The 24053-nt window shown below is 64.6% G+C and carries 18 protein-coding genes and 1 pseudogene; 18 read left to right on the plus strand and 1 reads right to left on the minus strand.

All coding sequences use genetic code 11. The annotated features are described in order from the left end of the window. Positions 1-140: 140 nt before the first annotated feature. From APZ15_RS38250 to APZ15_RS38320, 16 genes and pseudogenes are all read left to right on the plus strand, one after another. On the plus strand, positions 141-809 hold the full coding sequence (locus APZ15_RS38250; protein WP_021156521.1) for a haloacid dehalogenase type II: 669 nt from the start codon (positions 141-143) through the stop codon (positions 807-809). 815 nt (positions 810-1624) lie between these two features. Further along, positions 1625-3208: an ABC transporter substrate-binding protein gene (locus APZ15_RS38255; RefSeq protein WP_027791945.1), complete on the plus strand. Its 1584-nt coding sequence runs from the start codon at positions 1625-1627 to the stop codon at positions 3206-3208. A gap of 76 nt (positions 3209-3284) precedes the next feature. Continuing rightward, complete coding sequence (locus APZ15_RS38260) at positions 3285-4238, plus strand: ABC transporter permease (protein ID WP_027791944.1); 954 nt, start codon at positions 3285-3287, stop codon at positions 4236-4238. 30 nt (positions 4239-4268) lie between these two features. After that, positions 4269-5225 (plus strand): ABC transporter permease, encoded by a 957-nt coding sequence (locus APZ15_RS38265; RefSeq protein WP_027791943.1) that lies wholly within the window; start codon positions 4269-4271, stop codon positions 5223-5225. After that, positions 5225-7090: an ABC transporter ATP-binding protein gene (locus tag APZ15_RS38270; protein WP_027791942.1), complete on the plus strand. Its 1866-nt coding sequence runs from the start codon at positions 5225-5227 to the stop codon at positions 7088-7090. The genes APZ15_RS38265 and APZ15_RS38270 overlap by 1 nt, the downstream gene beginning before the upstream one ends. A 196-nt stretch (positions 7091-7286) precedes the next feature. Beyond that, on the plus strand, positions 7287-8564 hold the full coding sequence (locus APZ15_RS38275; protein WP_027791941.1) for an NAD(P)/FAD-dependent oxidoreductase: 1278 nt from the start codon (positions 7287-7289) through the stop codon (positions 8562-8564). Positions 8565-8588: 24 nt separating this feature from the next. Beyond that, positions 8589-9020 (plus strand): helix-turn-helix domain-containing protein, encoded by a 432-nt coding sequence (locus APZ15_RS38280; protein WP_027791940.1) that lies wholly within the window; start codon positions 8589-8591, stop codon positions 9018-9020. A gap of 118 nt (positions 9021-9138) precedes the next feature. After that, positions 9139-9873: a cupin domain-containing protein gene (locus APZ15_RS38285; protein ID WP_027791939.1), complete on the plus strand. Its 735-nt coding sequence runs from the start codon at positions 9139-9141 to the stop codon at positions 9871-9873. A 2-nt stretch (positions 9874-9875) separates the two neighbouring features. Continuing rightward, complete coding sequence (locus tag APZ15_RS38290; RefSeq protein ID WP_027791938.1) at positions 9876-11201, plus strand: NAD(P)/FAD-dependent oxidoreductase; 1326 nt, start codon at positions 9876-9878, stop codon at positions 11199-11201. 93 nt (positions 11202-11294) lie between these two features. Beyond that, positions 11295-12572, plus strand: a complete 1278-nt coding sequence (locus tag APZ15_RS38295; protein WP_027791937.1) for an NAD(P)/FAD-dependent oxidoreductase — start codon at positions 11295-11297, stop codon at positions 12570-12572. Further along, complete coding sequence (locus tag APZ15_RS38300; protein WP_027791936.1) at positions 12569-14026, plus strand: aldehyde dehydrogenase family protein; 1458 nt, start codon at positions 12569-12571, stop codon at positions 14024-14026. Before APZ15_RS38295 ends, APZ15_RS38300 begins: the two co-directional genes overlap by 4 nt. Before the next feature lie 247 nt (positions 14027-14273). Then, entirely contained in the window at positions 14274-14585 is a 312-nt protein-coding gene (locus APZ15_RS38305) for an ATP-binding cassette domain-containing protein (protein WP_034196183.1), read from the plus strand. 476 nt (positions 14586-15061) lie between these two features. After that, positions 15062-16054, plus strand: coding sequence for an ornithine cyclodeaminase family protein (locus tag APZ15_RS38310; protein WP_027791935.1), 993 nt, complete (start codon positions 15062-15064; stop codon positions 16052-16054). Between the two features lie 11 nt (positions 16055-16065). After that, the gene (locus APZ15_RS38315; protein ID WP_027791934.1) at positions 16066-17037 is read left to right on the plus strand and encodes a threonine/serine dehydratase; all 972 of its coding nucleotides are present in this window, start codon (positions 16066-16068) and stop codon (positions 17035-17037) included. Positions 17038-17073: 36 nt separating this feature from the next. Further along, a pseudogene (locus tag APZ15_RS41625) lies at positions 17074-17181 on the plus strand (aldehyde dehydrogenase family protein); the annotation flags it as partial. A 69-nt stretch (positions 17182-17250) separates the two neighbouring features. Continuing rightward, positions 17251-18438, plus strand: a complete 1188-nt coding sequence (locus tag APZ15_RS38320; RefSeq protein ID WP_027791933.1) for a M20 aminoacylase family protein — start codon at positions 17251-17253, stop codon at positions 18436-18438. Positions 18439-18608: 170 nt separating this feature from the next. Here APZ15_RS38320 and APZ15_RS38325 read toward each other — a convergent pair whose 3' ends face one another. Next, entirely contained in the window at positions 18609-19688 is a 1080-nt protein-coding gene (locus APZ15_RS38325) for a tartrate dehydrogenase (protein WP_027791932.1), read from the minus strand. 133 nt (positions 19689-19821) lie between these two features. On the opposite strand from APZ15_RS38325, the gene APZ15_RS38330 reads away from it, so the two are divergent. Both APZ15_RS38330 and APZ15_RS38335 read left to right on the plus strand, forming a co-directional pair. Then, entirely contained in the window at positions 19822-20721 is a 900-nt protein-coding gene (locus APZ15_RS38330; protein WP_027791931.1) for a LysR substrate-binding domain-containing protein, read from the plus strand. Between the two features lie 346 nt (positions 20722-21067). Further along, positions 21068-24004: a Tn3 family transposase gene (locus tag APZ15_RS38335; protein WP_027792676.1), complete on the plus strand. Its 2937-nt coding sequence runs from the start codon at positions 21068-21070 to the stop codon at positions 24002-24004. The last annotated feature ends 49 nt before the right edge of the window (positions 24005-24053 follow it).

Raw genomic sequence — 24053 nt, forward strand, 5'->3', positions numbered from 1 at the left:
CCCGCGCCGCGCAACACGCGGCGATTCTGCGTTTTGGGCAGCGTCGAACGACGTGCGCCGGGTTTTTTGCCTTGATTCAATTTCATACCATCCAGCCCGTCCCCGGCCCTGCCGGGGCTTCACACCGACAGGACGTCACCATGATCCAATTTGAACCGAAGTACATCACGTTTGACTGCTACGGCACGCTGACCCGCTTCCAGATGGCGGATCTGGCGCGCGAGATCTACGCGGACCGGCTCTCGCCGGTCGCGATGGAGGATTTCGTGCGTGCGTTCGCCGCTTACCGGCTCGACGAGGTGCTCGGCGCATGGAAGCCGTACCGCGACGTCGTCGTCAACGCGATCCGGCGCACCTGCGCGCGAGTCGGCGTGAAGTTCGACGAAGCCGAGGCCGAGCGGTTCTATCATGCGGTGCCGACGTGGGGCCCGCATCCGGACGTGCCGGCGGGCCTGTCGCGGCTCGCGACGAAGTACAAGCTCGTGATCCTGTCGAACGCGATGGACGAGCAGATCATGAGCAACGTCGACAAGCTCGGCGCGCCGTTCCATGCGGTGTTCACCGCGCAGCAGGCGCAGTCGTACAAGCCGCGGATGCAGGGCTTCGAATACATGTTCGGCAAGCTCGGCTGCAAGCCCGAGGACGTGCTGCACGTGTCGTCGAGCCTGCGCTACGACCTGATGACGGCCGAGGATCTGGGCATCAAGCACAAGGCGTTCGTCAATCGCGGCCATGAGCCGGGCACGCCGTTCTACAACTATTACGAAGTGTCGGATATCGGCCACCTCGCGACGCAGCTCGGCCTGTAAGCCACACATCGGTTGCGCGGCGTCCCGTCGCGCGGTTTGCGGCCGGACTGCCGAGTGCGCGGTTTTTCCCGGGCATCGCGGCTGGCCGGCAACACGGGAAGATCGTGTGCGCGCGTTGCCTGTCGGCACGCGCGCCGCGCTTGTCGTCTTCATCCCCCTCGCCGGCATGCGCCGGTATGCGCTGCGAAGCGACGCGTCATTTGTCCGCTCCTGATGCGGCGCGCCGCGTCGTCTCTGCCCCCTTCACGTTGTGCCCGGCCAATGGCCGGCGTGCCATCGAACACACCAGCATCGAACGTGCCCTGACCGGATCGCGATCCGCGACCCGGCACGCGAGCGGGCCGCGCGCCGGTGTCGCTTAGGGTGGTGTCGAACGCGCCCGCAATCGTCTGAACGTTCGTGCGGGCGCGCGGGATGGAGCGGCGAAGTCGCCCGCCCGCCATTTCGACACAAACATACGGTTTGCGCGCGCCGAACGCGTTTGCGCTGCCGAACGGGCAATTTTGTCGGCGCAATCTGCGGCGGGCGCCGCTTTACGAGTTCCCTTGTCGCGCCGTTGTCAGTCGATCGCCGCGACATCGCATCGCGCCAATGGCGACTCGCGCGGGCGCGCAGCTAATCATGCTGCGCAGGCGGCCCAAAACGGTCGAATCGTATCGTGAGGCCACCCCGAATCGCGATAACCCGCATTTTGGCGGTGCTTAAATGAACTCAATACGCAGGACGTCGCGCCCGCTACCAGCAGGCGGGCGCGACGGGTTTCTCGAACCAGGCTGGACCCCAGGACCCACTTTCCACAGTCAGGAGCAGTTCGGATGAGCGACGATATCGACAACGGCGGCAAGGGCGGCATCACGCGCCGCGACATGATGCGGGTCATGGCGGCGAGCGGCATGATGGCCGTTGGCGGCGGCGGGCTGCTGACCGGCATGCAATCCGCATTTGCAGCACCGGCACCTAAGCGCGGCGGCAAGATCAGGGTCGCGAACGAATCGAGTTCGACGGCCGACACGCTCGATCCGGCCAAGGGCTCGACGGGTGCCGACTACATCCGCTTCTTCATGTTCTACAGCGGCCTCACGCAGCTGGATCAAAGCCTCACGCCGCAGATGAACCTCGCCGAGTCGCTGCACACGACCGACGCGAAGACCTGGATCATCAAGCTGCGCAAGGGCGTCACGTTCCACGACGGCAAGCCCGTCGGCCCGGCCGACGTCGTGTTCTCGCTGATGCGGCACAGGAACCCGGCCACCGCGTCGAAGGTCAAGACGCTCGCCGACCAGTTCGCCGATGCGAAGGCGAGCGGCCCGGACGAAGTCACGCTCGTGCTCGCCAGCGCGAACGCGGACCTGCCGGTGATCCTCGCGACGCCGCAGCTCGTGATCGTCAAGGACGGCACGACCGACTTCACGACCGGCATCGGCTGCGGCCCGTACAAGCTGCAATCGTTCAAGCCGGGCGTGTCGACCGTCGGCGTGCGCAACGACAGCTACTTCAAGCCGGGCATGCCGTACCTCGACCAGATCGAGCTGATCGGCATCAGCGACAGTGCTGCGCGCCTGAACGCGCTGCTGTCGGGTGACGTGCACCTGATCAACGCGATCGATCCGCGCTCGACGCAGCGCGTCGCGTCGACGCCGGGCTACGCGCTGAAGGAAACCAAGTCTGGGCTCTATACCGACCTGATCATGCGCAGTGACAACCCGATCGTCGCGAACCCCGATTTCGTCGAAGGGATGAAGTACCTATTCGATCGCGAGCAGATCCGCTCGGCGGTGTTCCGCGGTTACGCGGTGATCGGCAACGACCAGCCAATCCCGCCTGGGCATCGCTACTTCAACGCGTCGCTGCCGCAGCGGCCGTACGATCCGGACAAGGCCAAGTTCCTGTTCAAGAAGGCCGGCGCGCTCGGCACCGCGCTGCCACCGATCTATGCGACGTCGGATGCGAACGGCTCGATCGAGATGGCCGTGCTGCTGCAGCAGGCCGGCCAGAAGATCGGGCTGAACCTGCAGGTGAACCGCGTGTCGCCCGACGGCTACTGGTCGAACCACTGGATGAAGCATCCGCTCGGGTTCGGCAACATCAACCCGCGCTCGAGCGCCGACGTGCTGTTCACGCAGTTCTTCAAGTCGGATGCACCGTGGAACGAGTCCGGCTGGAAGAACGCGAAGTTCGACCAACTGCTGCTCGCCGCGCGCTCCGAGACGGACGATGCGAAGCGCAAGCAGATGTATGGAGAGATGCAGGTGATCGTCTCACAGCAGGGCAGGATCGGCATCCCGGCGTTCATCAGCTTCCTCGACGGCTACGACAAGCGGATCGCGGGCCTCGGGTCGATCCCGACCGGTCCGATGATGGGGGGCATGTTCGCAGAGTACGTGTGGTGGAACGCGTGATGCTGTCGCTTGCCGCCACGCGCCGGGTGCGGGCGACCGCCCCGGCCGTACCTGGCCTTTTCGGGAGTGTCGCCTCATGAACAGAATCCTCATCGGGCTGATCGGCCGGCGCATCGCGGTCACCGCGCTGACGCTGCTGATCGTGTCCGCGATCATCTTCACGATCACGAACCTGCTGCCGGGCGATGCCGCGCAGGCCGCGCTCGGCCAGTCCGCGACGCCGGAGACGGTCGCCGCGCTGCGTGCGCAGTTCGGTCTCGACATGCCGGCGCACGTGCGCTACGTGCACTGGCTCGCCGGCTTGCTGCACGGCGATTTCGGCCGCTCGCTGTCCGGCGACATGCCGGTGTCGGAGATGATCGGCGGGCGGTTGCCGAAGTCGCTGGCGCTCGCCGCGATCACGACCGCCGTGTCGGTGCCGATCGCGCTGCTGCTCGGCATTCTCGCGGCGGTCAAGCGCGAGTCGGTGGTCGATCGCGTGATCAGCCTCGGCACGCTGTCGCTCGTCGCGACGCCGGAATTCCTGATCGCGACGGTCGCCGTGCTCGTGTTCGCCGTCAAGCTGCACTGGCTGTCGGCGCTGTCGTACAGCGGCCCGATCGACAGCTTCCACGACTTTCTGCGCGCGTATGCGATGCCGGTGATGACGCTGTGCGCGGTCGTGATCGCGCAGATGGCGCGCATGACGCGTGCCGCGGTGATCGAGCAACTGAGCGCGTCATATGTCGAGATGGCCGTGCTCAAGGGCGCGAGCCCCGCACGGGTCGTGCTGCGTCATGCGCTGCCGAACGCGATCGGGCCGATCGCCAACGCGATCGCGCTGAGCCTGTCGTACCTGCTTGGCGGTGTGATCGTCGTCGAGACGATCTTCAACTATCCGGGCCTTGCGAGCCTGATGGTCGATGCCGTCGGCAATCGCGACTTCCCGCTGGTCCAGGCGTGCACGCTGATCTTCTGCGTCGCGTATCTGTCGCTCGTGCTGTTCGCCGATCTATGCTCGATCGTGTCGAACCCGCGACTGCGCACCTGAGTGTTTCGTCCTTCTTCCGAGATACCGCCCATGCATCCCGAACCCGTTCAACGAATCAGCACGCTGCCGCCGTCCGGCGATCCGCGCCCATCGCGGGACGGCGCGCCGCCGCCGGCCGCACCCGCTCCCGACCAGCCGCGCAAGCGCCGCGCCGCGCGCATGAAACTGACGACCGGCGGCCGTGTCGGCCTGTCGATGGTCGGCCTGATGCTGTTCATCGCGGTGTTCGCGCCGCTGCTTGCGCCGCACGACGTCGGCGCAATCGTCACGCCGGACGTGTTCGCGCCGTTCACGGCGAAGCTGCCGTTCGGCTCCGATTTCCTCGGCCGCGACATGCTGAGCCGGATCCTGTACGGCACGCGGCTCACCGTGCTGCTCGCGCTCGCGGCGGTGCTGCTCGCCGCGCTGACCGGCACGACGCTCGGGTTGCTCGCGACCGTGTCGGGCCGTGCGGTCGACGAGACGATGAGCCGGCTGCTCGACGCGCTCACGTCGATTCCGTCGAAGATGTTCGCGCTGATGTTCGTCGCCGCGTTCGGTTCGTCGCTGCCGCTGCTGATCCTGACCGCCGCGGTCAGCTACATGCCGGGCTCGTACCGGATCGCGCGCGCATTGGCGGTCAACATCAGCACGCTCGAATTCGTGCAGGTAGCGAAGGCGCGCGGCGAAGGCGCGCTGTACATCGCGTGCGTCGAGATGTTGCCGAACATGATCCATCCGATGCTCGCGGATACCGGCCTGCGGTTCACGTTCGTCGTGCTGCTGCTGAGCGGCCTTAGCTTTCTCGGGCTGGGCGTGCAGCCGCCTTACGCGGACCTCGGCTCGCTCGTGCGCGAGAACATCGCGAGCCTCGGCGACGGCTCGGCCGTCGCGATCATGCCCGCGGTCGCCATCGCGATCCTGACGGTGGGCGTCAACCTGATGATCGACGGTCTGCCGCATCGCGGCCGCCGCAAGGGCGCCGCCGGCGCCGCCGGAGGACACTGATGCAACACGAATCGAACCCGCTCGTCGAGGTGCGCGGGCTGCGCGTGGTCGGCGGCCGGCCGGGCGGCGAGGAAACGACGATCGTCCACGGCGTCGACTTCGATATCCGGCGCGGCGAAGTGCTCGCGCTGATCGGCGAGTCCGGCTCCGGCAAGACGACGATCGCGCTGTCGCTGATGGGGCATGCGCGCGCCGGTTGTCGGATCGCCGGCGGCTCGGTGAAGCTCGGCGGCACCGACGTCTGCACGCTGTCCGCGCCCGCGTTGACCGCGCTGCGCGGCCGCAAGGTCGCGTATATCGCGCAGAGCGCCGCCGCCGCGTTCAACCCGTCGCGCACGATTCTCGACCAGGTGATCGAGAGCGCGCTGATCCACAAGACGATGACGAAGCGCGACGCGCAGGCGAAGGCCGTCGAGTTGTTCCGCGCGCTCGCGCTGCCGGAGCCGGAGACGATCGGCAAGCGCTATCCGCACCAGGTGTCGGGCGGGCAGTTGCAGCGCCTGATGGCCGCGATGGCGCTGATCACCGATCCGGAGCTCGTGATTCTCGACGAGCCGACCACCGCGCTCGACGTCACCACGCAGATCGACGTGCTGCAGGCCTTCAAGAGCGTGATCCGGCGGTGCGGGATGAGCGCGGTGTACGTGTCGCACGATCTGGCGGTGGTCGCGCAGATGGCCGACCGGATCGTCGTGCTGAGCGACGGCGTGATCCGCGAGGCGGGCGATACCGAACAGATCCTGCATGCGCCGGCACATCCGTACACGCAGAGCCTGATCGCGGCGGTCACGCCGAGCGACGCCCAGCGCGACGCGAAGCCGGAACCTGCCGCACCGGCGCCGCTGCTCGACGTGCGCGGCGCGATCGCCGGCTACGGCGGCCGCGCGGCGAACGGCTGGCCCGCGAAAGTGATCCTGCACGAAGTGGACCTGCGCATCGGGCGCGGGCAGACGGTCGGCGTGATCGGCGAATCGGGCTCCGGCAAGACGACGCTCGCGAAGGTGATCGCGGGCCTCGTGCCGGCGACGGGCGGCGAGATCCTGCTCGACGGCGAGCCGCTCGCGCGCGATATCGGCAAGCGCACCAAGGAGCAGCACCGCCGCGTGCAGATCGTGTTCCAGAACGCCGATACCGCGCTCAATCCGGTGCATACCGTCGAGCGCACGCTCGCGCGGCCGCTGGCGTTCTACCACGGGATCAAGGGTGCCCGTGCACGGCAGCGCGTCGCGGAGCTGCTCGAACTCGTGCGGTTGCCGCCGGCGGTGGCCGGGCGGCGGACCGGCGAGCTGTCCGGCGGGCAGAAGCAGCGCGTGAACCTCGCGCGCGCGCTCGCGGCCGAGCCCGACCTGATCCTGTGCGACGAAGTCACGTCGGCGCTCGATACGGTGGTCGGCGCCGCGATCATGGATCTGCTGCGCGACCTGCAGGCGAAGCTCGGCGTGTCGTACATATTCATCACGCACGACATCGCGAAAGTGCGCGCGATCAGCGACGACATCGTCGTGCTGTACGCGGGCCGCCGCGTCGAAACCGGCAGCCGCGACGCGCTGTGCGCACCGCCTTACCACCCGTATTCGCACCTGCTCGTGTCGTCTGCGCCGGAGCTGCGCGCGGGCTGGCTCGACGATGCGGCCGAGCGTTGCCACCGGCCGCTGGTGCCGATCGGCGAGCGCGAGAACGAGGCCGAGCTGTGTCCGTTCCTGTCGCGCTGCGCGATGCGTGTGGACGGCGTGTGCAACCGCACGGCCCCGTCGCTGCGCACGCTCGGGAACGGCGCGCAGGTGCTGTGCCATCGCAGCGAGGAAGATCTCGCACGCTTCCAGGCGGAGCCGATTTCCGCTGGCGTCGCGCCGGTACAGCTGTAGTGCGAGGCGCGCGAACCGTTCATCGCGCGGTGCGGTGGACGGCCCGCCGCATAGTCTGCTGCGGCGGTCGCGCAAAACGGCAATTTGCACGCGTGCCGCGCGCGAATACGCGGCAACTGCGGTTTTTGACGGTGCTTAAATGATTCTCATTGAACGTTCGCCGATCGACATTGCCGGCATGCACAAGAAGGATCCAATGAAACTGGAATCGTACTGGCTGGATACCCGCCCCGCGTTTCGCGCCGGAAGCGTTGGTCCCGTCGAAGGGCGGGCCGACGTCGTCGTGATCGGCGGCGGTTTCACCGGCTTGTCGGCGGCGCTCGCGCTCGCGCAGCGCGGCGTGTCGGTGGTCGTGCTCGAAGCCGCGCATGTGGCCGGCGAGGCGTCCGGCCGCAACGGCGGCCAGTGCAATACGGGCGTCGCGCAGGACTACGCGTCGCTGGCCGCGCGCATTGGCGCCACGCAGGCGAAGCAGTTTTATCTCGCGTACGAAAGCGCGGTGAAGAGCGTCGAGACGATCGTGACCGAACAGGCGATCGATTGCGATTTCCGGCGCGCGGGCAAGCTGAAGCTCGCCGCGAAGCCGCAGCACTTCGCCGGGCTCGAAAAGACCTTCGATGCGTTGCGCCGCGACGTCGATCCGGATATCGAGCTGATCGAGCCGTCGCGGATCCGCGATGAAATCGCATCCGACGGTTTCTACGGCGGGCTCCTGCAGCGCAACGGCGCGCAGATGCACATGGGCAAGTTCGGCGTCGGCCTCGCGCAAGCGGCCGTGCGTGCCGGCGCACGCGTGTACGAGCAGGCAGCCGTCACGCAGCTCGACCGGCTCGACGGCGAGCGTCACTCGATCACCAGCACCCGCGGCACGATCGTCGCCGATCGCGTGCTGGTCGCGACCGGCGCATCGCAGCACGGCCCGTTCGCGTGGTTCCGGCGGCGCATCGCGCCGGTCGGCAGCTTCATCGTCGTCACCGAGCCGCTGGCCGACGCGCAACTGAACCGGCTGTTCCCGCATCGCCGCGCGTACGTGACGTCGCGCCAGATCGGCAACTACTTCCGCGTGACGCCCGACAACCGGCTGCTGTTCGGCGGCCGCGCGCGTTTCGCGATGTCGAGCCCGCGCTCGGATACGAAAAGCGGCGACGTCCTGCGCGCCGGCATGGCCGGCTACTTTCCGGAACTGGCCGACGTGCGGCTCGACTACTGCTGGGGCGGCCTCGTCGACATCACCGCCGACCGGCTGCCGCGCGCGGGCCAGCACGACGGGCTCTATTACTCGATGGGCTACAGCGGCCACGGCGTGCAGATGTCGGTGCACATGGGCCGCGTGATGGCCGACGTGCTGTATGGCGCAGCCGCGTCGAACCCGTGGCGCGAGCTCGAATGGCCGGCGATACCGGGTCATTTCGGGCACGCGTGGTTCCTGCCGCTCGTCGGCGCGTATTACCGGATGCAGGATTTCCTGCACTGAAGCGAGCGCCCGGGAGGATACGACATGACAGTGCAACTCGTTGGCTCGTCTCGTGTCGCGCGGCCCGTCTCGCCGGCGATCGGCGACGTGCTGCGCGCGATCGATGCATCGTTCGCGCAGCCGCTGAACCTCGACACGCTCGCGGCGGTGGCCGGATTGAGCGTGTCGCGTTTCACCGCGCGCTTTCGCAGCGAAACCGGCTTGTCGCCGCACCGGTATCTGTGCCTGGTGCGGGTACGCCGTGCGCAGGACCTGTTGCGCGCCGGTCTCGCGCCGTCGGTCGTCGCGACCGACGTCGGTTTCTTCGATCAGAGCCATCTGTGCCGGCATTTCCGGCGGGTGCTCGGGATCACGCCGCGCGATTACGTGGTCGCGCGGGCAGGCGGTGCGACGGCGCGCACGTCTTCGACGCGCAGGCATGCCGAGCGCCGCGAAGCGTCGTGTCACGCGGCGTAGGCGCACACACGCACGGTTCGCATGCCGGGGAGGTCCGGCAGCAGAGCCGGCGAACGACGATTTCCGATATCGCGCGGCGGCGTTCAACCGCACCGCCGCGCGCCGCACAGGAGCAGATATGACCGCAGTTTTCGTGTTGCACCGCGCCGATGGCGCGCCTTCGTCAACCGTATTTCGCCAGCAGGCGTTCGGCGCGAACGATCCTTTCGCGCAAGCCCGGGAGATCGCGTGGGAAGGTCCCGACGCGATGGCCGCCGGACGTGTCGCGCTCACCGGCGAACTCGACGTGGCGAGCTTTCCGCACATCGAAACCATCGCGATCATCGAGGGCGAGCTGACGCTCGAAGCGGCCGGCGCCGCGCCGCTGGTGCTGGGCCCGGGAGACGGGGCCGTGATCGGCGGCGGCACGGCGCTGCGCGTGACCGCGGCATCGCGCGTGCTGTTCACGTTCTGCGCCGCCGCGTGCGCGGCACCGACCCGGTGCGGCGTGTTCGCGCTGCGAGCCGATGCCGACTTCAAGCCGTCGGCCACGCTGCCGGCGGAGGTGCTGCTCGGCCCGGCGCCGCAGTGCCGCAGCGACAACGTGTTCGTCGACGACGGCGCCGCGTACTGCGCGGGCACATGGGATTCGACGCCCTATCACCGGATCGTCCGGCCGCATCGCGAGAACGAATTCATGTTCCTGCTGGACGGCGACGTACGGTTCGCCGCGCCGGACGGCAGCGTGCTGTCGCTCGGCGCCGGCGATGCGCTGTTCGTGCCGCAGGGCACGCCGATCGGGTGGGAAAGCAGCGAACGCGTGGCAAAGTTCTACGTCGTGCAGAACGTCAACGCATCCACCGAGCGAGCCTGAGCATGACTCCTCCGCTACGCCATATCGAAACCCCGGCCACGCTGCCGGCTTCGGCCGATGTCGTCGTGATCGGCGGCGGCATCATCGGCGTCTTCACCGCCTACTATCTGGCCCGGCGCGGCGTATCGGTCGCGCTCGTCGAGAAGGGGCGCATCGGCGCAGAGCAGTCGAGCCGCAACTGGGGCTGGTGCCGGCAGCAGAACCGCGATGCGCGCGAGTTGCCGATGGCAAGCAAGAGCATCGACCTGTGGGAACGATTCGCGATCGAATCGGGCGAGGACACGGGTTTTCATCGCTGCGGCCTGTTGTACCTGAGCAATGACGAGGCCGAGCTGGCCCGTTGGGCCAGCTGGGGCGAGTTCGCGAAGACGGCGGGCGTGGCGACGTACATGCTCGACGGCAAGCAGGCCACCGAGCGCGGGCACGCGACCGGGCGGCCGTGGAAAGGCGGCGTGTTTTCGCCGACCGACGGCACGGCCGACCCGGAAAAGGCCGCGCCGGCCGTCGCCGCCGCGCTGATGAAGCTCGGCGGCAGTGTCCACCAGTACTGCGCGGCGCGCGGCATCGAACGCGAGGGCGGACGCGTGAGCGCCGTCGTCACGGAGTCCGGCGTGATCAAGACCAAGACCGTCGTGCTCGCGGGCGGCGCCTGGGCGTCGTCGTTCTGCCGCCAGCTCGGCATCCGTTTTCCGCAGGCGTCGATCCGTCAGTCGATCCTGAGCGTGTCGCCGGTCGAGCATCCGCTGCCGGATGCGATGTACACGTCCGGCGTGTCCGTGACGCGCCGCAGCGACGGACGCTACGCGCTGGCGATCAGCGGCCGCGCTCGGGTGGACCTGACGCCGCAGTTCCTGCGATTCGCGCCGCAATTCGTGCCGATGTTCGCGAAGCGCTGGCGCAATCTGCTGCCGGGCGGGCTCGAAGGGCTGCGCGGCGGCCATGAAACGCTGAAGCGCTGGCGCCTCGATGCGCCGACGCCGATGGAGGCGGTCCGCATCCTGGATCCGAAGCCGGACATGTCGACGGTCCACGAAACCTATCGCCGCGCCGTCGAACTGATGCCCGAACTTCGCGACGCGAAGATCACGCACGCGTGGGCCGGGTTCGTCGACAGCACGCCGGACGGCGTGCCGGGCATCGGCGAAGTGCCGGGCGTGCCGGGGCTGATCCTCGCGGCGGGCTTTTCCGGCCACGGCTTCGGGATCGGGCCGGGCGCCGGGCACCTGATCGCGGATCTTGCGACGGGCGCGCCGCCGCTGGTCGATCCGGTGCCGTACCAGCCGGCCCGGTTCAGCGATTCCGCATGGGGCAAGGTCGCCGATTTCTGATGCAAGGCCGCGACGCTCGCACGCGAGCGGCCGGACCGGCGCGGCGAACCTTCGCCGGCCTGACCGTCCGGCGCGGCCACCTGGGAGTGACGGATGCGTTTCGGTTCCTACTGGCTCGATACGTCGGAGCCATTTGCGAGCAACTCGCCGGCGTTGCGCGACGGCAGTTGCGACGTGCTGGTGGTGGGCGGCGGGATCACCGGCTCGGCGGCCGCACTGGCGCTGGCCAGGAAAGGGGCGCGCGTGATCGTCTGCGAGGCGGGCACCGTCGGGCAGGCGGCATCGGGACGCAACGGCGGTATGTGCAACAACGGCTTCGCGCAGGATTACGCGGCGCTGTCGCAGCGCATCGGCACGGAACTGGCCAATCGGCTCTATCGCGCGTTCGACGCAGGCGTCGACACGGTCGAGCGGCTGGTCAGGGAGGAGTCGATCGATTGCGATTTCGTGCGCCGCGGCAAGCTCAAGCTCGCGGCGAAACCTGAGCATTACGACAAGCTCGCGCGAAGTCAGGCACTGCTCGCGGCGAGCGTGGACCCCGACACGCGCATGGTGACGAAAGCCGAGCTGCGTGACGAGATCGGCTCGGACCGTTATCACGGCGGGCTGCTGTTCGGCAAGAGTGCCGGGATGCACGTCGGCCGTTACGTGCGCGGCCTGGCACGCGCCGCGCAAGCGCGCGGCGCGCACGTCCTCGAGCATGCGCCGGTGCTCGGGCTGAAGCGGCAAGCGGGCGGCGCTTACGCGGCGCGTACGCCGCTCGGCGAGATCCGTGCGCGCCAGGTGCTGCTCGCGAGCGGCATTTCGCAGGTCGGCCCGTTCGGCTGGATTCGCCGCAGGATCGTGCCGGTCGGTGCGTTCATCATCGTCACCGAGCCGTTGCCGGACGACCTGCTCGACCGGCTGTTGCCGACGCGCCGGATGGTCACCGACACGAAGAAATTCGTCAATTTCTTTCGCGTCACGCCCGACAACCGGATGCTGTTCGGCGGCCGCGCGCGGTTCGCCGCGTCGAACCCGCGTTCGGACGAAAAGAGCGGGGCGATCCTGCGGCGGCAGCTGGCCGCCGTGTTTCCCGAACTGGCCGGCGTACGCATCGACTACTGTTGGGGCGGGATGGTCGACATGACCGCCAACCGACTACCGCGCGCGGGCGAGCGCGACGGCGTGTACTACGCGATGGGCTATAGCGGCCACGGCACGCACATGGCCACGCTGATGGGCACGCTGATGGCGGAGATCATGGACGGGCGCGCGGATCTCAACCCCTGGAAAGACTTCGACTGGCCGGCCATTCCCGGGCACTTCGGCAAACCCTGGTTCCTGCCGTTCGTCGGTGCCTGGTATCGACTCAAGGACACGCTGCAATGAATTCACCTGTTGTTCACCTGATGCAAAACGGAAGGCTCGATCGCCTCTTCATCGACGGCGACTGGGTCGTGCCCGACGGCGGCGACCGGTTCGTGGTCGTTAGCCCGTCCACTGAAGACGGACTGTGCGAGATCCCGCTCGGCAACGCGCGCGACGCCGACCGGGCCGTCAGCGCCGCGCGCAGGGCCTTCGAACCGTGGGCGGCCACGTCGCCGCAGGCGCGCGCCGCGCTGCTCGATCGCGTGCATGCGTTGATGCTGGAGCGCGCGGAGCTGTTCGCCGCGGCGCTGGCCACGGAAATGGGCGCGCCGATCAGCTATGCGCGCGCCGCGCACGTGCCGCTCGCGGCCGAGCATATCCGCGTCGCGCGCGACAATCTCGCGCGTTATCCGTTCGTCTCGCGGCGCGGAACGACCGCGATCGTGCGCGAGCCGATCGGCGTGTGCGCGCTGATCACGCCGTGGAACTGGCCGATCTACCAGATCACGGCGAAGGTCGGCCCGGCGCTCGCGGCCGGCTGTACGGTCGTGCTGAAACCCAGCGAGCTGTCGCCGCTCAGCGCGCTGCTGTTCGCGGAAGTGATCGCCGATGCGGGCGTGCCCGCGGGCGTATTCAACCTGGTGAGCGGCGACGGCGCGGTGGTGGGCGCCGCGCTGTCTTCGCACCCGGAAGTCGACATGGTGTCGATCACCGGCTCGACGCGTGCCGGCGTGCTGGTGGCGCAGGCGGCGGCGCCGACCGTCAAGCGCGTCGCGCAGGAGCTGGGCGGCAAGTCGCCGAACATCGTCTTGCCGGATGCGGACCTGCAGCGGGCCATTGCGCCCGGCGTGGCCGCCGCGTTCCGGAACATGGGTCAGTCGTGCAGCGCGCCGACCCGCATGATCGTGCCGCGCAACCTGCTCGGCACGGTCGAGGCGCTGGCTCTCGCGGCCGCGCAGAAACTGGTGGTCGGCGATCCGTTCGACGAGGCCACGACGCACGGGCCGCTGGCCAATCGCGCGCAGTTCGGGCGGGTCGCGCAGATGATCGACGTGGGCATCAACGAACGCGCGAAGCTGATCGCGGGCGGCCCCGGCCGGCCCGCGGGGCTCGACAAGGGCTTCTATGCGCGGCCGACGATTTTCTCCGACGTGCGCACCGACATGGCGATCGCGCAGCAGGAGATCTTCGGCCCGGTGCTCGCGATCCTGCCTTACGACACCGAGGAAGAAGCGGTCGCCATCGCGAACGACACGGTCTATGGGCTCGGCGCACACGTGCAGGGCACCGACATGGAGCGCGTACGCGCGGCGGCCGCCCGCATCCGCTCGGGCCAGGTGCATCTGAACTACCCCGCATGGGACCCTCAGGCGCCGTTCGGCGGATACAAGCAGTCGGGCAACGGTCGCGAATACGGGATCGAAGGGATGGAGGAGTATATGGAGGTCAAGTCGGTCCTGGGCTACTACGATTGACGAGGCCATGCGTGAGATGCGGCAGCCGAGATTTGAACTGGTTTGGAACGTGGCAAACAAGGTGGGTACACCGCGGGCGCCGGAAGGGCTGACTCGACAAACGCGCAGTGAGACCAACTCACGTCTTCGGTTCCACTCGGCTGCGGAACAGCACCGTTTGGAATAGTACGCTCAATGAAACAGTAGTGCGTCGTGAGCGTTCCGCCCTCAACGGCGACTCTGCAGACAAGGTGAAGTGAGGTTGCAAATGATCGAAATGACCGACCTGCACAAAAGCTTCGGCGACGTGCCGGTGCTTAGGGGTATCACGTTGAAGGTAAACGAGTGCGAGGCAGTGTGCTTGAGTCCGGCGTCGGGCTCCGGCAAGTCGACGCTGCTTCGGTGCATCAATGCGTTCGAGGCCTACGATTCGGGCGAGATTAAACTTCTGCATCAGGTTGTTGAGCAGCGCTCGCGCCATATTAATCGGCTTCCCTACAAGGTCGGTATGGAGTTCCAGCGCTTCAACCTGTTCCCATATCGCATAGCGGGAGGAAACGTGATGGAGGGGCCGGCGTAAGTCAAGCGTGAGCCAGTTGAGCCTGTAGGAGTTCGGTGGAGAAAGTCGCGTGGGCTTCTCTTTGATGAGAGGCTGCCGGAACTGCTGGATTTTGGCGCGCGACGGAGAACGGTGCGCGCTAGTACGAGCGCAGTGAGCTGATCTATACGGGAAACACAAGAACCCTGACTGAGTCAATCGACATTCGCCGCTTCGTAAGCTGAGCCGCCGGTACACCGGACACTGAGATCGGACGGTCGATCACGACATCGCCCATTGCGCGGCTCTGTAGCGCGATGACAAAGGAAACTGGACTTTTCGTCTGGAATATCGCCAGAACCATGACTACCGTGCGGTTGGACCATCGACCGAGATGCTTGGAAATTGACGACCGGCTCAAGGCCGAAATTACATCCCTTCGATTGCGATGGGACGCTGATCAACATTGGAGCCTGGTTCACCGCCAGCAATGCTCAAAAAATAGATAGGTGATGCAAATGAAAACATTGTTGCTCAAAAAAAAGGAAGTAAGCCAACTGATATCCATGAAGGAAGTCATCGGTACGGTGGAGGAAGCATACAAAGCCTTCAACAGTGACCAGGTGGTGCAGCCCGACTATATTGGGATAGATCTCCATCCGCCGCGTGGGGATATCGATTTCAAGCTTGGTTACTACAAGGGCAACGAAATCATCTCCATGAAAGCGTCTTCCGGCGGCTTCCCCAATAACCCGACAGAGTACGGCGTGCCAAGCGGCATGGGGACGATTCTCCTGTTTGATGCCATGACCTGTGCGCTGATCTGCGTGATGGATGGCAGTTTGATCACAGGCCTCAGAACCGGGGCATGCGGAGCCGTGTCGGTCAAAGCACTGGCAAGGAAGAACGCGAAAAAGATCACATCGATCGGAACCGGGAATCAGGCCCGGATGCAGATCCGTGCAATCAAGGAGGTCATGCAGATCGAAGAGATCCATGCATGGGACCACACTGCGGAGTCTGCGGCAAAGTTCAAAGTGGATATCGAACGTGAGTTTGAGATTCCCGTTGTGAGCGCGAATTCCAAGAAAGAAGCAGTTGAGCAGGCGGATATCCTGATTACGACGACACGTGGGAAAGGATCCCTGGTGGAAGCCGACTGGGTAAAGCCCGGGACACACATCGTTGCGATCGGAACCGATGCAAATGGGAAGCAGGAGTTCGATCCGGAAATCTTCAGGAAAGCCAAAGTGGTCGTCGACTCGATCATGCAGTGCAGCGAAAAAGGAGAAATCCAGCATCCGTTGAACAAGAACATCATTACCAAAGACAGCATCCATGCAGAGATCGGCGAGGTCTTGCTGGGCAAAAAGCCTGGTAGAGAGAGTGATGAGGAAATCACGATCTTCGACTCCACCGGGATGGCCATCCAGGACAACACGACGTCGACGAAAATCTACCGGAACGCCATTGAAAGCAAGGTCGGAACATTCTTCGAGTTTTTTGAATAAGGACTTTTCAAATGCGCAACTACCCTACCATCCAGGACATTCGCGAAGCCCAGGAACGGCTGAAGCCCCACATCAAGCATACGCCGTTATTGCGCGCGGAAAAAATCGAGGACGCCGTTGGTTGCCAGCTCTATCTCAAACCTGAAACCCTGCAAATCACGGGCGCCTTCAAGATTCGAGGCGCTCTGAACAAGGCACTGTCACTCACGAGAGATGAAATCGCCAACGGCCTCATTGCGACTTCTTCGGGCAATCATGCCCAGGGGATCGCCTATGCCGCCAGGATGCTGGGGGTCAAGGCGATCCTGGTCGTTCCGGTGACTACACCCAAAATCAAGATCGAGAACACCAAAGCCATGGGAGCGGAAGTGGTTCTTTTCGATGGCGACACGGCCGCCCGATGGAAAAAGGTGTGCGAGATCGCCGAAGAGAACAAGTACGCGGCGATCCACGGCTTCGAGGACCCGCTGGTCATGGCCGGCCAGGGAACCATCGGGTGCGAAATCCTGGCGGATCTGGAGGATGTCGACACCATCATCGTTCCCCTGGGCGGCGGCGGCCTGATTTCAGGCATCGCTACCGCCATCAAGGAAACGAAGCCGTCGGTGCGTGTTATCGGCGCAGAGCCCGCCTTGACCCCGAAGTATTATTACAGCCGGATCAATAAGGAACGCACATCGCTTCCATTGAAAAATACCATTGCGGATGGGGTGCGAATCAGTGTTCCGGGCCAAAACCCGTATCCCATTATCGAAAAGTATGTGGATGAGATTGTTCTCGTTGAAGACGAACATATCATCGCGGGCATGCGTGCACTCGCCAGGGATGCGAAATTGATCGCTGAACCAGCCGCCTCGATTGGTATTGGTGCTTTGCTGGCTGGTTCCATCAAAGTCAAGCCGGATGAAAAAGTGTGCGCGGTTTTGAGTGGCGGAAACTGGGATTTGTCCGACCTTGCCGACGTATACAAACTGGCTGAGTAAGCTTGTCCGGAAAGGATGTTAAAAGTTCCCCTCCAAGAGGCGCCGTTCGGCGGCTACAAGCAGTCGGGTAACGGTCGCGAGTACGGGGTCGAAGGGATGGAGGAGTACATGGAAATCAAGTCGATCGTCGGCTTTTACGACTGACGCAGCCGCGGGGTGCGAACGCGGCGGCTGCACGGACTGGAAGCCGCATACTTTTCGAAGGTGCCGAAATTGGAAAAACCAGTCATTCCCGACACGTCGCTGCAAGCGCATCACGCGCACTGGGCAAGGCTGCGGCGCGATCTGCATGCGCATCCCGAGCTGCGATTCGAAGAACACCGGACCGCCGACGTCGTCGCCCGCGAGCTTGACGCGCTCGGCTATGCGGTATCGCGTGGGCTGGGCGGCACGGGTGTCGTCGCGAGCCTGCCCGGTGCGGACCCGGCGCGCGGCATCGTGCTGCGGGCGGATCTGGATGCGTTGCCGATCCAGGAAGCCAACGACTTCGCGCACGCATCGGGCACGCACGGGATCATGCACGCATGCGGGCATGACGGCCATACCGTCATGTTGCTCGGCGCCGCGCGCATCCTGAAGGAACTGCCGCCATTGCCGGGTGCCGTTCATTTCGTGTTTCAACCGGGCGAAGAGGGCGGCGCGGGCGCGCGCAAGATGATCGACGACGGGTTGTTCGAGCAATACCCGACCGAAGCGGTGTTCGGCATGCACAACTGGCCCGGCTTGCCTGCCGGGCATTTCGGATTGCGTACCGGCCCGATCATGGCCGCGGGCTCGCGCTTCAGGATCAAGGTGACCGGCAAGGGCGCGCACGCGGCGCAGCCGCATCTGGGTGTCGATCCCGTGCCGCTCGCGTGTTCGATGGTGCTGCAGTTTCAGACCATCGCCGCGCGGCACAAGGATCCCGTGGACCCCGCAGTCATTTCCGTCTGCATGATCCATGCGGGCACGACGGACAACGTCATTCCGGACAGCGTCGAGCTGCGCGGGACGATCCGCACCCTGTCGTCCGCGTTGCAGCAGAAACTGCAGACAGACGTGCAACTTACGTGCGAGGGGCTAGCGCGCGCGTATGGCGCGCAGGTCGACGTCGAGTTTTTTCAGTACTACCCAGCGACGGTCAACACGCCGGCCGAGACGGCGTTGTGCGAAGCGGTGATTCGCGATACGTTCGGTGATGAACGCCTGTACCGCGACGTGCCGCCGAACATGACGTCGGAGGATTTCGGCTTCATGCTGGAGGAGCGGCCCGGCGCTTACGTGCTGATCGGTAACGCTACGCCGGGCGCGGCCGCACCGTCCCTGCATCACCCGAAATACGATTTCAACGACGAAATCATCCCGGCCGGTGTCAGGTATTGGGTCGCCCTGGCGCAGCATTACTTCGGGCAATCGTCGTGAACGCGTGCCTGTAGCCGGTTACCAGCGCTCGCAGGTGCGATGTATGCGCCACGAGCATCGGGGCGCGGGCGTCGTCTCGTCGAACAGCCGATTCGATCGCCTTGCGCGCTTCGTCGTGCCCCGTTAACGCTTGCCTGATGAAACCGGAACACGCGTCGGCAGTTCGCGAATCATGCGAGACGATCCGCAATGGCGGCGCCCATTTCCGCCGTGGTCGCGGTGCCGCCCAGGTCGCCGGTGCGCGGACCGTCCTCGAGCACGGCTTCGATGGCGGAAAGGATCGCGTCATGTGCTTCCCGCTCCTCGCCCTGGCCGTTGCCCAGAAAGTCGAGCATCATCGCCGCGGACCAGATCATTGCGATGGGATTGGCTATGCCCTTGCCTGCGATGTCGGGCGCGGAGCCGTGCACGGGTTCGAACAGCGACGGAAGCGTGCGGTCGGGGTTCAGGTTCGCCGACGGCGCGATGCCGATCGTGCCCGTACAGGCCGGCCCGAGATCCGACAGGATGTCGCCGAACAGGTTGGACGCGACCACGACGTCGAAGCGGTCCGGCTGCAGCACGAAGCGCGCACACAGGATGTCGATGTGCTGCTTGTCGACGGCGATGTCGGGATAGCGTTCGGCCATCTCGACCGTGCACGCGTCCCACCACGGCATGCTGATCGCGATGCCGTTGCTCTTCGTCGCGACGGTGAGACGCTTCGCGCGGCCCTGCGCGAGTTCGAATGCGAATTTCAGTACGCGCTCGGTGCCGTGACGCGTAAAGATCGACTGCTGCATCACGATCTCGCGATCGGTGCCTTCGAACATCGTGCCGCCGACCGACGAATACTCGCCCTCGGTGTTCTCGCGCACGATCATGAAGTCGATGTCGCCTGCGCGGCGGCCGGCGAGCGGCGACGGCACGCCGTCGAACAGGCGTGCGGGCCGCAGGTTGATGTACTGGTCGAACTCTCGGCGGAATTTCAGCAGCGAGCCCCACAGCGAAATGTGATCGGGCACCGTCGCGGGCCAGCCGACCGCGCCGAACAGGATCGCGTCCATGCCCGACAGTTGCGCCTTCCAGTCGTCCGGCATCATCTTGCCGTGCTGCGCGTAGTAGTCGCAGCTCCCCCACGCGACATGCTGATAGTCGAGGCCGATGCCATATCGCTTTTTGACGACGTCGAGCACGCGAATCGCCTCGGGCATCACTTCCTTGCCAATGCCGTCGCCAGGAATCGTTGCGATGCGATAGGTGCGGGCCATTTACGTGTCCTCGTCGGGAAAGTGTCGCGTTGGTTCGGAAAGGACCGTTCGTGACGGTCCTGCATAGCCACCAGTCTATTCCCGCTTGACCGTCATGGAATCCTGAATACGGTTAAGCCACTATGCACGAACTGTGAATAAATTCCCGAACCTCGATGATCTGCGCGTGTTCTGCACTGTTGCACGCAAGGCCAGCTTCAGCGCAGCGGCCGACACACTTTCGGTATCGGCGGCCTATGTGAGCAAGCGCGTAAATGTGCTCGAAGCCGACCTGGATACACGCCTCTTCCATCGCTCGACGCGCCGCGTCGCGATCACGGAAGCGGGCGAGCGCGTCTATGCATGGGCGGAAAAGATTCTCGACGACGTCGATCGTCTCGTCGAGGACGTGTCGACCACCCGGCGTGTGCCGCGTGGCACGTTGCGCGTATCGAGCAGCTTCGGTTTCGGTCGGCACGTGGTGGCGCCCGCGCTTGCACGGCTGACGGAGCGCCATCCGCAGTTGAGCGCGCGGCTCGACCTGTTCGATCGCATCGTTGATGTGGCGGGCGAGGGTTTCGATCTCGACATCCGCATCGGCGATGAAATCGCGCCGCATCTGATCGCAAAGCGTCTTGCGTCGAACCACCGTGTGTTGTGTGCAGCGCCCGCCTACCTGAAGGCGTACGGCATTCCGCGTCAGCTTGCGGACCTGGGCATGCATCAATGCCTTGCGATCAAGGAACGCGATCACCCGTTCGGCATCTGGCGTCTGACGGAGCGCGGCGAGACCGTGACCTTGAAAGTAACCGGGCCGCTATCGACCAATCACGGCGAAGTGGCGGTGCAATGGGCCGTGGCGGGGCGCGGCATCGTGCTGCGTTCGATTTGGGACGTGCGCGCACTGCTCGACAGCGGCGCACTCGTGCAGGTGCTGCCCGGCGTCGTGCAGCACGCGAACGTGTGGGCGGTGTATCCGGCACGGCTGGCTTCGTCGGCGAAGGTGCGGGTTTGCGTCGACTTTCTGGCGGACGAATTCGACCGCATGGCCTAGCCTGGCGCATTATCAGTAATGGTTCTGCGAGACGAGCGCGCCGGAGCGATAGAACACGTCGAACAGGCGAACGGAGCCGATCTATGCAGACCTCGGGTGGGCGCGACCATGGTGAAATTCATGGCTAGGCATCTTGCAGGCTGCAATCCTTTATTTGACATAAGTATATCTAGCGATCTTTTGGGGTCGCAAGGAAATACCGCAACGTGAGCGCCGCGGCTCGTTTTCGTTCCGACACCATTCTTAGGCGACCGACACCTGCAGCCGCCATCCCGACTTTCCCCGTAGCACCTCATTTTTTGCCTCGCTACGCTTGGCCGCTCTCGTCATTGATGCGGAGTCGCTGATGGACCACTGGCGATTGGCTTATCTCGGGATCCGGCAGGTGCCGCGCGAGCTGAGCGAGTTCGAGCTCGCCACATTCTTCACGTTCTCCAAGCGGGAGCGTGTTGCCATTGATTCAAGACGCACCGATCTCTTTCGACTCGCGGTCGCATTGCACATCGGTTTTCTTCGCATGACCGGTCGGCCGCTCGGCTCGTACAAGCAGATTCCCACGGTTCTCTGGCGACATCTTGGACGACAGCTGAATGTGAAGCCGCCAGACCTTGGCACGTTACGTTCCCTTTACGATCGCAACCTCAAGACCTTATCCGACCACCAGCGCTTTGCTCGGGATGCCATCAATTTTCGAGCCGTCGCGGAACATCAACGTCGGTATGTCATCCGTTGGCTCAAAGAACAACTCACCGGCCGCCCCGAACGCGGCCAGTTGACGAACGATCTCAAACGTTGGTTCTACGACCATCGCATCGTGATACCACCGGAGCGCATGCTCAGGCAGTTTGTCGTCCAGGCCGTACGCGACATTGAGGGACAACTGCATGGCGCGCTCGAGCATGCCGTCGGTATGGAAAAACTCGAGAGTTGGGCGAGAGTACTGGCTCAGCCCCATGGAGAACATTCAAGTCTCCAGCGATGGCTGTGGGCCGTCCCGCTGCGCAACTCGACCCATCAGATGAGCGAGATCCTCGACAAAGTCAATTTGCTCACGATGCACGAGGTGGCAACGCGTTTTCCGGTTGAATGCAACGATGCCATGGTGCGCCACTACGCCCGCCGTTGTGCAAGTCGCCCGCCATCGATCAGCAAGCGAATCGAACCCCAAAGCCGACGAATCGAAGCCGCCTGCTTCATGCGGTATTCCCTCTGTGTTGCGACTGATCAGGTACTCGAGATGCTCCGGCGATGGGCACTGAAGGTTGTCAACGACACGTCACGTGAAGTGGATGCGATGCGGATGAAGGCCGCGGATCAACTCCGCGAGTTCGCGCTTGCCGTCAAAGCACTTGCCAATGATGAAACCCTCTCGCGCGAACAGCTCGGGGAGAAGCTTTGTCTGCTTGCAGACGATGTTTTGCAACCGCATCCCACCAGCCGTCGGAGCCAGATACGGCAGTGCTTGGTCCGAAAGCGGTACTACGCCCGTAACCTTTTGAATCGGATCGTGCAGCTGCCGTTCGAGGCCGAGGGCGCTCATCCTGTAGTCGATGCTCTCTCGTTACTACGTGCGCTATATCGACGTCGCGCTTATCTCCTGCCCGACGGGGTCAATATCAGGCTTGGGCGCGCGTGGCGCGAGGCGATCGATGGTTACGATCGGCTGCGGGCCATGGTTGCTTTCGAGTGGGCCACCCTCTTTGCGCTCCGTGTCGCCCTGCGCAACGGCTCGGTTTTCATCGACCACAGCTTCTCGTTCAGAAGTCAGTCGCATATGCTGATCTCGGCCGAGCAGTGGAAGGCGAAGCGGAACAATCACTATGGACACCTCGGCCTGCCCCAAGACCCGAACGAATTTCTCGGACCAATCCTTGAACAGCTCGAACAGCGCCTCGCACTACTCGATGATGCCGTGGTCAATGGTTCGATCCGAGTTGATACTGCTGTCCACCTCGACCCGATGGCTGCGCAGGATCCAGACCCACAAGCCGATCAACTTCGCCGTCAGATCTTCGAAGCTCATCCGCCAGGCCAATTTCCCGAGATCATCCTCGAGATCGATAGTGCGACACGCTTCAGTTGGACCCTGCTTGGACGCGAGCCGCGGTCGCGCACCGAGTTACTGATGGTGTATTCGGCGATCCTGGCTCACGGCACATCGCTGACGGCTGCTGATATTTCTCGGATGGTCCCGGAAGTGTCAACTGAGGCGATTCGTCAAATGATGAAGCGTCTCGCGGACGAACGAATGCTGCGTACAGCGGCCGACGCCGTCCTTGAATTCATGCACGAACACCCGATCGCCGCCCACTGGGGGCGAGCCGATCTAGCATCGTCCGACATGATGTCGCTGGAGACAACCCGGACGATTTGGCGAGCGCGTGCGGATCCACGTCGCCGGACTGCATCCATCGGGATGTACACGCATGTGCTGGATCGTTGGGGCATTTTCTACGACCAGCCAATCATCCTGAATGAGCGACAAGCAGGCGCAGCAATCGAGGGCGTCGTCCGGCAAAGCGCCACCAAGGACATAGCTCAACTCGCCGTCGATACCCACGGTTACACCGATTTCGCGATGAGCGTGTCCCGGGCACTTGGCTTTGATTTATGCCCTCGCCTGTCACACCTTCGTGACCGACGTCTTCACGTGCCTCGCAGTCAGGTTGTGCCGGCGCGGCTCGCAGGGGTCACGGATCGGGACGTCCGACTCGGCCTCATCGTTGACGTGTGGGACGAATTCGTGAGGATCGCCGCATCGATTCGCTCTGGCCAATGCACGGCTGTCGAAGCGATTGCGAGATTCGGATCTGCTGCTCGCGGGCAGGCTGTGTACGATGGCGGCGTTCACATCGGCCGCTTATTCAGAAGCATTTTTTTGATCGACTACTTCACCAATGCCTCTTTCCGGTCGGAGTTGCAACATGCCCTAAATCGGGGAGAAGCGGTGCATACCGTGCAACGCGCAATTCACATCGGTCGCATTCCGGTGGAGCTAGCTCGGCGCCAGGAATCGCTCGCGGCAGTGTCATCGGCGTTGACCCTGCTCTCGAACATCTTGATGGCCTGGAACACCACCCATATGCAACGAGCCCTGGAGAACATCGAAGCTAGCCGGGGGCAGCCGATCGCGACCGAGCAACTCCGGCGAATCGCCCCAACTCATATCGAGGGCATCAACTTGCGCGGAACCTTCAATTTTCCCGTGTCGCTGTATGCAAAGCGGATTTTGCCGAGCATCGCGGCCGACAACCCCATTTCGTCAACCAGTCGGAGCGCCTAACGACGGGGTGTACTGGTACCGCCGGTCAAGGGACCGCTCATCGTCAATG

Source organism: Burkholderia cepacia ATCC 25416, from assembly GCF_001411495.1.
Taxonomy (GTDB): domain Bacteria; phylum Pseudomonadota; class Gammaproteobacteria; order Burkholderiales; family Burkholderiaceae; genus Burkholderia; species Burkholderia cepacia.

Coding starts and splice junctions, on each gene's coding strand:
- APZ15_RS38250 (WP_021156521.1), top strand. CDS start 141: ATGATCCAATTTGAACCGAAGTACATCACGTTTGACTGCTACGGCACG.
- APZ15_RS38255 (WP_027791945.1), top strand. CDS start 1,625: ATGAGCGACGATATCGACAACGGCGGCAAGGGCGGCATCACGCGCCGC.
- APZ15_RS38260 (WP_027791944.1), top strand. CDS start 3,285: ATGAACAGAATCCTCATCGGGCTGATCGGCCGGCGCATCGCGGTCACC.
- APZ15_RS38265 (WP_027791943.1), top strand. CDS start 4,269: ATGCATCCCGAACCCGTTCAACGAATCAGCACGCTGCCGCCGTCCGGC.
- APZ15_RS38270 (WP_027791942.1), top strand. CDS start 5,225: ATGCAACACGAATCGAACCCGCTCGTCGAGGTGCGCGGGCTGCGCGTG.
- APZ15_RS38275 (WP_027791941.1), top strand. CDS start 7,287: ATGAAACTGGAATCGTACTGGCTGGATACCCGCCCCGCGTTTCGCGCC.
- APZ15_RS38280 (WP_027791940.1), top strand. CDS start 8,589: ATGACAGTGCAACTCGTTGGCTCGTCTCGTGTCGCGCGGCCCGTCTCG.
- APZ15_RS38285 (WP_027791939.1), top strand. CDS start 9,139: ATGACCGCAGTTTTCGTGTTGCACCGCGCCGATGGCGCGCCTTCGTCA.
- APZ15_RS38290 (WP_027791938.1), top strand. CDS start 9,876: ATGACTCCTCCGCTACGCCATATCGAAACCCCGGCCACGCTGCCGGCT.
- APZ15_RS38295 (WP_027791937.1), top strand. CDS start 11,295: ATGCGTTTCGGTTCCTACTGGCTCGATACGTCGGAGCCATTTGCGAGC.
- APZ15_RS38300 (WP_027791936.1), top strand. CDS start 12,569: ATGAATTCACCTGTTGTTCACCTGATGCAAAACGGAAGGCTCGATCGC.
- APZ15_RS38305 (WP_034196183.1), top strand. CDS start 14,274: ATGATCGAAATGACCGACCTGCACAAAAGCTTCGGCGACGTGCCGGTG.
- APZ15_RS38310 (WP_027791935.1), top strand. CDS start 15,062: ATGAAAACATTGTTGCTCAAAAAAAAGGAAGTAAGCCAACTGATATCC.
- APZ15_RS38315 (WP_027791934.1), top strand. CDS start 16,066: ATGCGCAACTACCCTACCATCCAGGACATTCGCGAAGCCCAGGAACGG.
- APZ15_RS38325 (WP_027791932.1), bottom strand. CDS start 19,688: ATGGCCCGCACCTATCGCATCGCAACGATTCCTGGCGACGGCATTGGC.
- APZ15_RS38335 (WP_027792676.1), top strand. CDS start 21,068: ATGGACCACTGGCGATTGGCTTATCTCGGGATCCGGCAGGTGCCGCGC.